At 68.9% G+C, this 13159-nt stretch carries 8 protein-coding genes; 7 read left to right on the forward strand and 1 reads right to left on the reverse strand.

Annotated features, from left to right (window positions below; translation table 11 throughout):
• Positions 1-172 precede the first annotated feature (172 nt).
• Positions 173-2902 (reverse strand): DNA polymerase I, encoded by a 2730-nt coding sequence (polA, locus tag AB852_RS21225; protein WP_073790916.1) that lies wholly within the window; start codon positions 2900-2902, stop codon positions 173-175.
• 138 nt (positions 2903-3040) lie between these two features.
• On the opposite strand from polA, the gene AB852_RS21230 reads away from it, so the two are divergent.
• From AB852_RS21230 to AB852_RS21260, 7 genes are all read left to right on the forward strand, one after another.
• The gene (locus AB852_RS21230) at positions 3041-5320 is read left to right on the forward strand and encodes an FdhF/YdeP family oxidoreductase (protein ID WP_073790919.1); all 2280 of its coding nucleotides are present in this window, start codon (positions 3041-3043) and stop codon (positions 5318-5320) included.
• 86 nt (positions 5321-5406) lie between these two features.
• Positions 5407-5871, forward strand: coding sequence for a PaaI family thioesterase (locus AB852_RS21235; RefSeq protein WP_073790921.1), 465 nt, complete (start codon positions 5407-5409; stop codon positions 5869-5871).
• 1460 nt (positions 5872-7331) lie between these two features.
• The gene (locus AB852_RS21240; protein ID WP_073790923.1) at positions 7332-8561 is read left to right on the forward strand and encodes a branched-chain amino acid ABC transporter substrate-binding protein; all 1230 of its coding nucleotides are present in this window, start codon (positions 7332-7334) and stop codon (positions 8559-8561) included.
• 212 nt (positions 8562-8773) lie between these two features.
• Complete coding sequence (locus AB852_RS21245; protein ID WP_073790925.1) at positions 8774-9706, forward strand: branched-chain amino acid ABC transporter permease; 933 nt, start codon at positions 8774-8776, stop codon at positions 9704-9706.
• A gap of 5 nt (positions 9707-9711) precedes the next feature.
• Entirely contained in the window at positions 9712-11511 is a 1800-nt protein-coding gene (locus tag AB852_RS21250; RefSeq protein WP_073791659.1) for a branched-chain amino acid ABC transporter permease, read from the forward strand.
• A 5-nt stretch (positions 11512-11516) separates the two neighbouring features.
• Positions 11517-12416 (forward strand): ABC transporter ATP-binding protein, encoded by a 900-nt coding sequence (locus AB852_RS21255; protein WP_073791661.1) that lies wholly within the window; start codon positions 11517-11519, stop codon positions 12414-12416.
• Positions 12413-13129: an ABC transporter ATP-binding protein gene (locus AB852_RS21260; RefSeq protein WP_073790927.1), complete on the forward strand. Its 717-nt coding sequence runs from the start codon at positions 12413-12415 to the stop codon at positions 13127-13129. The genes AB852_RS21255 and AB852_RS21260 overlap by 4 nt, the downstream gene beginning before the upstream one ends.
• The last annotated feature ends 30 nt before the right edge of the window (positions 13130-13159 follow it).

A 13159-nucleotide genomic window follows, 5' to 3' on the forward strand; every position in this document is an offset into this window, starting at 1 on the left:
GTGCGCGGGTCCTCGCGACCCTTGGGGCACGGCCAGTCGCCGCTCTTGTCGCTGTGCGGGGCGGGCGTGGGGAGGGTGTGCTGGGGTGGGCGTGGGGAGGGTGTGCTGGGGTGGGCGCGGGCCTGGTCTTCTCCGTGCTGTGGGGAGGAGAACAGGGCCGCGCCCGGTGCCGTCAGTGGGCTGCGGACTCCCAGTCCGGGCCCACGCCCACCGAGACGTCCAGCGGGGCCCTCAGCTCCACGGCCGCCGCCATCTCGCGGCGGACCAGCTCCTCCGTGGCCGCCCGCTCGCCCGGCGCGATCTCCAGGACGATTTCGTCATGGACCTGGAGCAGCATCCGGGAGGTGAGCCCGGCCTCGCCCATCGCGCGGTCGACGTTCAGCATGGCGATCTTCACGATGTCCGCAGCCGTGCCCTGGATGGGCGCGTTCAGGGCCATCCGCTCGGCCATCTCACGGCGCTGACGATTGTCGCTGTTCAGGTCCGGCAGATACCGGCGACGGCCCAGCCACGTCTCCGTGTAGCCGGTGGCGCGGGCCTCCTCCACGACACGGTGGAGGTATTCGCGGACCCCGCCGAAACGCTCGAAGTAGGTGTCCATCAGGCCGCGGGCCTCCGCCGCCTCGATGTTCAGCTGCTGCGACAGGCCGAAGGCCGACAGACCGTACGCCAAGCCGTACGACATCGCCTTGATCTTGCGGCGCATCTCCGCGTCCACCGCGGACCGCTCGACACCGAACACCTGCGAGGCGACCGTGCTGTGCAGATCCTCACCGGAGGTGAACGCCTCGATCAGTCCCGCGTCCTCCGACAGATGAGCCATCACCCGCAGCTCGATCTGACTGTAGTCCGCCGTCATCAGTGACTCGAAACCCTCACCGACGACGAACCCGCGCCGGATCGCGCGGCCCTCGTCCGTACGGACGGGGATGTTCTGGAGGTTCGGATCGGTCGACGACAGCCGGCCCGTCGCCGCGACCGTCTGGTTGAACGTGGTGTGGATACGGCCGTCCGCGGCGATCGTCTTGATCAGACCCTCGACCGTGACCCGCAGCTTCGCCTGCTCACGGTGGCGCAGCATGATCACCGGCAGCTCGTGGTCCGTCTGCCCGGCCAGCCACGCCAGCGCGTCCGCGTCGGTCGTGTAGCCCGTCTTCGTCTTCTTCGTCTTCGGCAGGTCCAGCTCGCCGAAGAACACCTCCTGGAGCTGCTTCGGCGAACCCAGGTTGAACTCATGGCCCACCGAGGCGTGCGCCTCCTTCACCGCCTGCTGCACGGCGCCCGCGAACATCTGCTCCATCGACTCCAGATGCGCCCGGTCCGCCGCGATGCCGTGCCGCTCCATCCGCGCCAGCAGCTCCGAGGTGGGCAGCTCCACGTCCCGCAGCAGCTCCGCCGAACCGACCTCCGCCAGCCGCCCCTCGAACGCGCCGCCCAGGTCCAGCACGGCACGCGCCTGCACCATCAGCGCGTCCGCCTCCGCCTGCTCGTCCGCGCCGAAGGCCAACTGGCCGTCCGACGCCGACGCGGGAACCAGCTCCCGCCCCAGGTACTCCAGCGTCAACGCGTCCAGCGCGAAGGAACGACGGCCCGGCTTCACCAGATACGCGGCCAGCGCCGTGTCCATCGAGATGCCCGCCACCGACCAGCCGTGCTCCGCGAAGACCCGCATCACGCTCTTCGCGTTGTGCAGCACCTTCGGCCGCCCGCCGTCGGCCAGCCAGCGCGCGAACGCCTGCTCGTCGGCCTCGTCCAGCTGCGCCGGGTCGAACCACGCGGCCGCGCCGCCCGCCGCGGCCAACGCGATCTCGGAGACCGTGCCCGCACCCAGCGACCAGGTGTCCACCACCGACATGCCCAGCGGCTCACCACCGTGCTCCGCGAGCCAGGGGGCGACCTCGCCCGTCGCCAGCACCGCGCCGTCGACCTCGACACCCGCCTCGACCTGCGGCTGCTCCTCCACCGCACCCGGGTCGACGGCCAGCAGCCGCTCCCGCAACGACGGATTACGGATCTCCAGCGTGTCCAGCACCATGGCCACCGCCGTGCGGTCGTACGGCGCGCGCTCCAGCTCGGGCACCGAGCGCGGCAGCTCCACGTCCCGCACCATCTCCGTCAGCCGGCGGTTCAGCCGCACCGCCTCCAGATGGTCCCGGAGGTTCTGCCCGGCCTTGCCCTTGACCTCGTCGACCCGCTCCACCAGCTCCGCGAACGAACCGAACTGATTGATCCACTTCGCCGCGGTCTTCTCCCCCACCCCCGGGATACCCGGCAGATTGTCCGACGGGTCACCCCGCAGCGCGGCGAAGTCCGGATACTGCGCGGGCGTCAACCCGTACTTCTCCTGGACCTTCTCCGGAGTGAAGCGCGTCAGCTCCGACACGCCCTTCGTCGGGTACAGCACCGTCGTGTGCTCGCTGACCAACTGGAACGAGTCCCGGTCGCCCGTGACGATCAGAACCTCGAAACCCTCGGCCTCCGCACGTGTCGCCAGCGTCGCGATCACGTCGTCCGCCTCGAAGCCGTCCACCGCGAACCGCACCGCGTGCATCGCGTCGAGCAGCTCCCCGATCAGCTCCACCTGTCCCCGGAACTCGTCCGGCGTCTTCGAACGATTCGCCTTGTACTCCGCGAACTCCTCCGACCGCCACGTCTTGCGCGACACGTCGAACGCCACCGCGAAGTGCGTGGGCGCCTCGTCACGCAGCGTGTTCGCCAGCATCGACGCGAAACCGTAGATCGCGTTCGTCGGCTGACCCGCGGCCGTCGTGAAATTCTCCACGGGCAACGCGAAGAACGCGCGATACGCCAGCGAGTGCCCGTCCATCAGGAGCAGCCGCGGCCGGTTGCCGCTGCCCGCGCCCGCCGCCGTCCCGGTCTTCTTCGATGCTGAATCTGCCACGCCCCCGATCCTGCCACGCCCCACTGACACCCGGCCCCGCTCCCGACCGCGCCCACCGGCTGTCACACCCCCGTGCGAGGATCGGACGACCGCCGATCACGGACGGCGAACGGCACACGCGCTCGACGAGGAGCCGAGATGGCCAGCGAAGCACCCCGCAGCGACCCGGCACAGGACACCCCCCGAGTCACCCCGCCCCCGCACCACGCTGCCGGGCTCCCCGCCGTCGGCCACAGCCTGCGCATGGCGCAACAGCAGATGGGCGTCCGCCGCACCGCCCTCACCCTGCTCCGCGTCAACCAGAAGGACGGCTTCGACTGCCCCGGCTGCGCCTGGCCCGAGGGCGACGAACGCCACACCGCCGAATTCTGCGAGAACGGCGCCAAGGCCGTCGCCGAGGAAGCCACCCTCCGCCGCGTCACCCCCGCGTTCTTCGCCGAGCACTCTCTCGCCGACCTCGCCGGCCGCAGCGGCTACTGGCTCGGCCAGCAGGGCCGCCTCACCCAGCCGATGCACCTGCCCGCGGGCGCCACCCACTACGAACCCGTCGGCTGGGACGACGCCTTCGCGATCATCGCCGAGGAGCTCACCGCCCTCGACTCGCCCGACGAAGCCGTCTTCTACACCTCCGGGCGCACCAGCAACGAGGCCGCGTTCCTCTACCAGCTGTTCGTCCGCGAATACGGCACGAACAACCTCCCCGACTGCTCCAACATGTGCCACGAGTCGTCCGGCTCCGCGCTCACCGAGACCCTCGGCGTCGGCAAGGGCAGCGTCCTGCTCGACGACCTCCACCAGGCCGACCTCATCATCGTCGCCGGACAGAACCCCGGGACGAACCACCCGCGGATGCTCTCCGCCCTGGAGAAGGCCAAGCGGGCCGGCGCCCGCATCATCACCGTCAACCCGCTTCCCGAAGCGGGCATGGAGAAGTTCAAGAACCCCCAGAGCCTGGGCGGCCTCACCAAGGGCACCACCCTCACCGACCTCTTCCTCCAGATCCGCATCGGCGGCGACCAGGCCCTGTTCCGGCTGCTCAACAAACTCCTCCTCGACACCGAGGGCGCCGTCGACCACGACTTCGTCCGCGAGCACACCCACGGCTACGAGGACTTCGCCGCCACCGCCCGGGACGCCGACTGGGACACCACCCTCGCCGCCACCGGGCTCGACCGGCCCGCCATCGAGGAAGCCCTCCGGATGATCGTCGCCTCCCGGCGCACCGTCGTCTGCTGGGCCATGGGCCTCACCCAGCACAAGCACGCCGTCCCGACCATCCGCGAGGTCGTCAACCTCCTGCTGCTGCGCGGCGCCATCGGCCGCCCCGGCGCCGGGGTGTGCCCCGTACGCGGTCACTCCAACGTCCAGGGCGACCGCACCATGGGCATCTTCGAACGCCCCGCCCCCGCCTTCCTCGACGCCCTGGAGAAGGAGTTCGGCTTCGCACCCCCGCGCGCCCACGGCTACGACGTCGTGCGCGCCATCCGCGCCCTGCGCGACGGCGACGCCAAGGTGTTCCTCGCCATGGGCGGCAACTTCGTCTCCGCGTCACCCGACACCGACGTCACCGAAGCGGCCATGCGGCGCGCCCGTCTCACCGTCCACATCTCCACCAAGCTCAACCGCTCCCACGCCGTCACCGGAGCACGCGCCCTCATCCTCCCCACCCTCGGCCGCACCGAACGCGACCTCCAGGCCGGCGGCGAACAGTTCGTCACCGTCGAGGACTCCATGGGCATGGTCCACGCCTCCCGCGGACGCCTCGCCCCCGCGAGCCCCGGCCTGCTCTCCGAACCCGCCATCGTCTGCCGCCTGGCCCGCTCCGTCCTCGGCACCCGCAGCGCCGTCCCCTGGGAGACCTTCGAGCGGGACTACGCCACCATCCGCGACCGCATCGCGCGCGTCGTGCCCGGCTTCGAGGACTTCAACACCCGCGTCGCGCACCCCGGCGGCTTCACCCTCCCGCACGCCCCCCGCGACGAACGCCGCTTCCCCACCGCCACCGGCAAGGCCAACTTCACCGCCGCGCCCGTCGAGTACCCCAAGCTCCCCGCCGGACGGCTCCTGCTCCAGACGCTGCGCTCGCACGACCAGTACAACACCACCATCTACGGCCTGGACGACCGCTATCGCGGTATCAAGAACGGCCGGCGCGTCGTCCTCGTCCACCCCGACGACGCCACCGCACTCGGCTTCCCCGACGGCTCCCTGACCGACCTCGTCAGCGAATGGCGCGACGGCACCGAGCGGCGCGCCGACGGGTTCCGCGTCGTCCACTACCCCACCGCGCGCGGGTGCGCCGCCGCGTACTACCCGGAGACGAACGTCCTTGTCCCCCTCGACGCCACCGCCGACACCAGCAACACGCCCGCGAGCAAGTCCGTCGTCGTCCGGCTGGAACCATCCCGTACCCCCTAAGCGTTCGCTCAGCGGGACCTGGTAGAACAGTTCGCACCACCAGGTGCACACCGCACACGACGACGAACACGAACGGAGCCGGGCCCATGGGCGAGCAGCACACCGCGAAGTTCCCGCAGGAAGTCATCGACGAGTACGCGGCCCTGGGCATCGACCTTCCCTCCCTGTTCTCCGCCGGACACCTCGGCACCCGGATGGGCATCGAGATCGGGGAGGCGAGCGCCGACCGCGTCGTCGGCACCATGCCCGTCGAGGGCAACACCCAGCCCTACGGCCTGCTGCACGGGGGCGCCTCCGCCGTACTCGCCGAGACCCTGGGCTCCATCGGCGCCATGCTCCACGGCGGCGCCGGGAAGATCGCCGTCGGCGTCGATCTGAACTGCACCCACCACCGCGGGGTGCGCTCCGGAGATGTCACCGGCGTGGCCACCCCCGTCCACCAGGGACGGTCCACCGCGACCTACGAGATCGTCATCACCGACGAGACGGGCAAGCGGGTGTGCACAGCACGGCTCACCTGCCTGCTCAGGACGGTCGGCGACACCAAGTAGCCCCCCCTGGGGGGTGTGCGGAGGTCCGCCGTGAGCCACCCCCGCCGCAACCCTCCGGCGGCAACCATCCCGGCACGGGCGGGGGCGGGGCCGACTCAGGGGCCCCCTCAGAGGCCGACTCAGGGCTGAGCCAGGAGCCGAGTCAGGAGCGGACAGGGGCGGACAGGGGCGGGCATCGGCCGTCGCCCGGATTCCCGCTGACCCGGCGGCGGCGCACGTGTCGGCCGACAGCCGTCCGGCCCCGACCCCCGGCACCCGGCCCTGGCCCCCGGCTCCCGACTTCCGGCCCCAGCCCCCGTCGCCGACCGGACAAAGCGCCCGCGCCCGCCACTCCCGCGCACAAGTGTCCAGAATGCGGACCGGTGTGTCCGGTGGGCGCCCGAGTGAACGTTTCAGCACTCCCCCACGGCACTTGCGGACGAACAGTGCCCCGGGCACGGCACCAGGTCCGTCACCCTGCGAAATGTTCACCGGGCCCGGACCCTCCACCGACAACCCTCACGCTTCCCACCCGTCCCACCACGTTCCGCACATGACCCCCATGGGCGCGCGTGGACATCGCGGCCGGATCGCACCGGATCGCACACGGGCCGCACCAGGGCCGGGACGTCCGCCGCAGCCGGCCCGGGGCGGGTCCGACGGGGCCTCAACCGGGTGGACCACCAACCGGGTTGAACAGGTCGGTAGCGCGCTCCCGTCCGGAAAACGGGCACCCGTCCGGGTAGGAAATCGCGCCATACGGGCGTGAACTCCCCCACTCCCCCCGCTTTCCGGCCCCGCCTTCCTCCAACAGCCCGGCCCCGCACGGGACGTACCACCGGGAAGGACCGGGAAGGACCGGGAGCGCGTACGCGCCGGTCAGCGCGGGGGCGCTCCGACCCCATACGCCCCACGCGGCACACATTCCCCCGATTCGGGATTCACCGGATTCCCACGACTGCACCGTCGCACCGCCACCCAATCCGCTCGCCGACGGGAACACCGGCGTATTTTGCACGCTCCGGAGCGGACATAAAGGGGCGTTCAATCGGAAGTACCACTGAATGCCGATCCAGGCCTGTGCGACATCACGCTACGTAACACGGCAGCAATACCGGCTAAACATCTCGATGCTATAGGCATCTAGATAGTGGATCTTTCCCGGGGGGCCCAAATGATCATCAAGTGCCCGCTCTCCGGTGTCCGGCGCACCACTAAGCGGAAGTGCGCACTCTCAGAATGTGGACCACACGGAGAAACCGCCGAAGCCGTCCACGGACCGCAGAGTGGAATCGCAAATTCCGGCCCGTCATAACAAGAGAGTCACAAGCACGCCCACGCCACTGCCCCAGGCCAGGGGTCAGGCTTAGAGTCACCGCCAGTCACCGCTCCATCGGGAGTTCGGTACCAGCACGACAATGTTTCGGCCCAAACAGGGACGGACGTGTCGGCGGAAAGGACTGATTGTGCGACAGCGTTCTTTGCTGATACTCACCTCCGTTCTCACCACAGGAGCGCTCACCCTCACCGCCTGTGGATCACGGGACGAAGGCGGCTCCGGGGACAACGGCGACGGCGACGCCACCACCACCATCACCATCGGTGTCGACGCACCCCTCTCCGGCGAGAATTCCGCGACCGGACTCGGCATCCAGTACGGCGTCCAGATCGCCGTCGACGACGCCAACGCCAAGAAGGTCGTCCCCGGGGTGAAATTCCAGATCAAGGCCCTCGACGACAAGGCGCAGCCGGCCACCGGCCAGCAGAACGCCACCGCCCTCGTCGGCGACAGCAAGGTCGTCGGGGTCGTCGGCCCCCTCAACTCGGGCGTCGCCCAGTCCATGCAGCAGGTCTTCGCCTCCGCCAACCTGGTACAGATCTCGCCCTCCAACACCAACCCCGAGCTGACCCAGGGCAAGGACTGGCAGAGCGGTACCAAGAAGCGCCCGTACACCACCTACTTCCGCACCGCCACCACCGACGCCCTCCAGGGCGGCTTCGCGGCCGACTACGCGTTCAAAGGCATGAAGAAGAAGCGGGTCTTCGTCGTCGACGACAAGCAGACCTACGGTGCCGGTCTCGCCAAGATCTTCCGCGAGCAGTTCGAGGAGCTCGGCGGCAAGGTCGGCGGCACCGACAGCATCAACACCGGCGACAAGGACTTCGGGGCCCTCGTCACCAAGATCAAGGCCGCCAAGGCCGACCTCGTCTACTACGGCGGCCAGTACGACGAGTCCCAGCTCATCACCAAGCAGCTCAAGGAAGCCGGCGTCAAGATCCCGCTCTTCGGCGGCGACGGCATGTTCAGCCCCACCTACATCGAGACCGCGGGCGGCGCCTCCGAAGGCGACGTGGTGACCTCCGTCGGTGTCCCCGTCGACACCCTCCCCGCCGCCAAGACCTTCATCGAGACCTACAAGTCCAAGGGCTACAAGGGCACCTACGGCACCTACGGCGGCTACTCGTACGACGCCGCCAACGCCATCATCAACGCCGTCAAGACCATCAAGGAAGGCAACGACGGCAAGCTGCCCGGCGGCAAGGAACTCCGCGCGAAGGTCGTCGAAGAGGTCGGCAAGAGCAACTTCGAAGGCATCACCGGCAAGGTCTCCTTCGACGAGTACGGCGACACCGCCAACAAGCAGCTCACCGTGTACCAGGTCAAGAGCGGCAAGTGGGAAGCCGTGAAGACCGGCACCTACAACGGCTGACCCACACCTCGCGCCCCACAGCACGACCGCATGACGCACCACCGCACCACCGCACCACCGCACCACCGCACCACCGCACCACCGCACCACCGCACCACCGCACCAGCAGACGACAACGGCAGTGCCAGGGCCGCGCGGAAGGCAGACCCCAACCGCGCGGCCCCTCGTCTGACCCCACCCTGCCTACCCCCAGCGACAATGGAGGCCACGCGGTGAACACTCTGCCGCAGCAGCTGGCCAACGGGCTGCTCCTCGGCTCGATGTATGGCCTGATCGCCATCGGCTACACGATGGTCTACGGCATCGTCCAGCTCATCAACTTCGCGCACGGTGAGATCTTCATGATCGGCGGCTTCGGCGCGCTCACCGTCTACGCCTACGTCCTGCCCGCCGGCACCTCGGTCTGGGCGGCCCTGCCCCTGATGCTCATCGGCGGCGGACTCATAGCCATCCTCTTCGCCGTAGGAGCCGAACGCTTCGCCTACAGACCCCTGCGCGGAGCACCACGACTAGCACCCCTCATCACCGCCATCGGCCTCTCCCTGGCCCTCCAGGAGGTCGTGCGCAACTTCTACCCCAAGGCCGACAAGGCCCGTGTCTTCCCCGAACTCGGCAAAGGCAGCTACGAGATCGGCAGCCTCACCGTCACCAACGCCGACATCTTCCTCATCTCCATCGCCGCCGTCTGCATGACCGGCCTCGCGCTCTTCGTCCGCCGCAGCCGCACCGGCCGCGCCATGCAGGCCACCGCGCAGGACCCCGACACCGCGCAGCTCATGGGCATCGACACCAACCGCATCATCGTCATCGCCTTCGCCATCGGCGGCTTCTTCGCCGCCGTCGCCGCCATCGCGTACGGCTTCAAGTACGGCCATGTCGAGTACCGCATGGGCTTCATCATGGGCCTCAAGGCCTTCACCGCGGCCGTCCTCGGCGGCATCGGCAACATCTACGGCGCCATGCTCGGCGGAATCGTCCTCGGCATCGCCGAGACCCTCGCCAGCGCCTACATCGACGGCATACCCGGTCTCCAGCAGCTCGGCGGCGCCAGCTGGGCCAACGTCTGGGCCTTCTGCCTCCTCATCCTCGTCCTCCTGCTCAGGCCCCAGGGCCTGCTCGGCGAACGCGTCGCGGACAGGGCGTGACCACCATGACGACCAAGACCAGCAGCACCACCACCCTCATCCCGCTCCCCCTCCAGGCGGCCCGTGCCCTCACCGTCGCCGGCGGTGCCGCGAGCATCGTCTCCGCCTTCCTCGCCTGGACCTGGACCGCGGCCTTCCCCGGGGACCTCACCGTCTACGGCTACCCCGGCGGCCTCCAGTGGATGACCGTCGTCGCCGGAGCCCTCGCCACGCTCTACGCGCTCGCCGCCTACGAGATACGCGGTCTGCGATGGCTGAACCCCGGCCGCGGCGACGCGCCCCTCACCCTCGCCGCCCTCGGGGTCCTCGGCGTCACCTGGTTCACCGTCATCGCCATCACCGTCGACCTCGGCGGGCTGGCCAACCTCGAACCCGGCGCCTACGTGGCCGTCGTGGCGTCCGCGCTCCCGCTCATCGGCGCCCTGGGCCTCCCCCGGCCGACCGAGACCGGACCGGACGGCGGCACCGGCCTCGGGCTCACCCTGCGCGGCCTGATCAGGAAGCCCGACCGCGTCCCCGCCCCCGCGCCCGTCGCGCCGTGGCTCCAGCGCACCCTCATCTCCGTCATCACCCTCGTCGGGCTCCTCACCTTCATCTACGGCATCGAGACCCCGTCCGAGGAAGGCGAGACCTTCATCGGCTATCTGATCGTCGTCGTCCTCGGCGTCTGGTCGATGAGCACCGCGGGACTCCTCGACCGGCTCTCCCGGCTCGCCGCCGAGAACCGCTCCTACACCCTCGCCATGGGCTTCGCCGCGGCCATCGTGTTCCCGTTCACCCAGACGAACGACCACTACACGAACCTCGGCGTCAACATCCTGATCTTCGGAACCGTCGCCCTCGGCCTCAACATCGTCGTCGGCCTCGCCGGACTCCTCGACCTCGGATACGTCGCCTTCCTCGGCGTCGGCGCCTACACCGCCGCGCTGGTCTCCGGCTCCGAGTTCTCCCGCTTCTCCGGCGTCCAGTTCCCCTTCTGGGCCGCCGCCCTCTCCGGCGCCGCCGCCTCACTGATCTTCGGCGTCCTCATCGGCGCACCGACCCTGCGACTGCGCGGCGACTACCTCGCCATCGTCACCCTCGGCTTCGGCGAGATCTTCCGCATCGCCGTCAACAACCTCGACGGCGACTCCGGACCCGACATCACCAACGGGCCCAACGGCATCGCCGGTATCCCCGACCTCGTACTCTTCGGATTCAACTTCGGGGAGACCCATGACATCGCCGGAATCACCCTCGGCAGGTTCGCGAACTACTACCTGCTGATGGTCCTCGTCATGGCCATCGTCATCCTCGTCTACAACCGCGCGTCCGACTCACGCATCGGCCGCGCCTGGGTCGCCATCCGCGAGGACGAGACCGCCGCCACCGCCATGGGCATCAACGGCTTCCGCGTCAAGCTCATCGCCTTCGCCCTCGGCGCCGCACTCGCCGGACTCGCCGGTACCGTCAGCGCCCACGTCACCTACAACGTGGTCCCCAACCCGTACCAGTTCGCCGGCTCGACACCGCCCAACTCCGCGTTCCTCCTCGCCGCCGTCGTCCTCGGCGGAATGGGAACCGTGAGCGGACCCCTGCTCGGCGCGGCGCTCCTCTATCTCCTCCCCGAGAAACTCGTCTTCCTCAAGGAACACTCGCTTCTCGCGTTCGGTGTCGCCCTTGTCCTCCTCATGCGATTCCGCCCCGAAGGCATCATCGCCAACCGGCGCCAGCAACTCGAATTCCATGAGACCGGACAACTCGACGTCCCCGACGAACGACTCGATCCCGATCCGCCCCTCACCACCAAGAAGACGGGTGCGTGACCACCATGACCACCACCCGGACAGCCACCGGCACCACCGTTCTCCAGGCCACCGGTGTCACCATGCGTTTCGGCGGACTCACCGCCGTACGCTCCGTCGACCTCACCGTCAACACCGGGGAGATCGTCGGACTCATCGGCCCCAACGGCGCCGGAAAAACCACCTTCTTCAACTGCCTGACCGGGCTCTACGTCCCCACCGAAGGCACCGTCGCGTACAAGGGCACCGTCCTTCCGCCCAAGCCCCATCTCGTCACCCAGGCCGGAATAGCCCGCACCTTCCAGAACATCCGGCTGTTCGCCAACATGACCGTCCTGGAGAACGTCCTCGTCGGACGGCACACCCGCACCAAGGAAGGGCTCTGGTCCGCGCTGCTGCGCGGCCCCGGATTCAAGAAGGCGGAACGCGAGTCCGAGGAACGGGCCATGGAGCTCCTCGAATTCATCGGGCTCGCCCAAAAACGCGATCACCTCGCGCGCAATCTCCCCTACGGCGATCAGCGCAAGCTGGAGATCGCCCGCGCGCTCGCCAGCGACCCCGGTCTGCTCCTGCTCGACGAGCCCACCGCCGGCATGAACCCGCAGGAGACCCGCACCACCGAGGAACTGGTCTTCGCCATCCGTGACCAGGGCATCGCCGTCCTCGTCATCGAGCACGACATGCGCTTCATCTTCAACCTCTGCGACCGTGTCGCGTGCCTCGTCCAGGGCGAGAAGCTCGTCGAAGGCACCAGCGAGACCGTCCAGAGCGATGAACGCGTCGTCGCCGCCTATCTCGGCACCCCTTTCGAAGGCGCACCCGAGGACTCCGCCATCGAGGAAGTCGTCGCCGCCGAGAAAGCCGCCCACCCGGACGGCACCGACAGCGGCACCAGCACCGCCCGCCCCGAAGGAGACGACCAGTGACCCCACTCCTGGAAGTCAAGGACCTCAAAGTCGCCTACGGCAAGATCGAGGCCGTCAAAGGCATCTCCTTCACCGTCGCGGCAGGCGAGGTCGTCACCCTCATCGGCACCAACGGGGCCGGGAAGACCACCACTCTCCGCACGATCTCCGGGCTGCTGAAGCCGCTCAGCGGCTCCATCACCTTCGACGGTCTCCCGCTCACCGGGACACCCGCCCATAAGATCGTCGCCCTCGGCCTCGCCCATTCCCCCGAAGGCCGGCATATCTTCCCCCGGCTCACCATCGCCGAGAACCTTCAGCTCGGTGCCTTCCTCCGCAAGGACACCGAAGGCATCAACAGCGACATCGAGCGCTCCTACGACCTCTTCCCCATCCTCAAGGAGCGCAGCAGACAAGCCGCGGGCACCCTTTCCGGCGGTGAGCAGCAAATGCTCGCCATGGGCCGCGCACTCATGTCGCGACCCAAACTCCTCATGCTCGACGAACCCTCCATGGGCCTCTCGCCGATCATGATGCAGAAAATCATGGCGACCATCGCCGAACTCAAATCCCAGGGCACCACCATCCTGCTCGTCGAGCAGAACGCCCAGGCCGCGCTCTCCCTCGCCGACCACGGCCATGTCATGGAGATCGGGAAGATCGTCCTCTCCGGCAGCGGACAACACCTCCTCCACGACGAATCCGTCCGCAAGGCCTATCTCGGCGAGGACTGAGGCCGACCCCACGCAGCCCCGCACACGAAG

Origin of the sequence: Streptomyces uncialis, assembly GCF_001905345.1 — a bacterium.
Taxonomy (GTDB): Bacteria; Actinomycetota; Actinomycetes; order Streptomycetales; family Streptomycetaceae; genus Streptomyces; species Streptomyces uncialis.

Bases quoted from the DNA above. Each gene is read 5' to 3' on its own strand.
- AB852_RS21230 (WP_073790919.1), top strand. From the start codon at position 3,041: ATGGCCAGCGAAGCACCCCGCAGCGACCCGGCACAGGACACCCCCCGA.
- AB852_RS21235 (WP_073790921.1), top strand. From the start codon at position 5,407: ATGGGCGAGCAGCACACCGCGAAGTTCCCGCAGGAAGTCATCGACGAG.
- AB852_RS21250 (WP_073791659.1), top strand. From the start codon at position 9,712: ATGACGACCAAGACCAGCAGCACCACCACCCTCATCCCGCTCCCCCTC.
- AB852_RS21255 (WP_073791661.1), top strand. From the start codon at position 11,517: ATGACCACCACCCGGACAGCCACCGGCACCACCGTTCTCCAGGCCACC.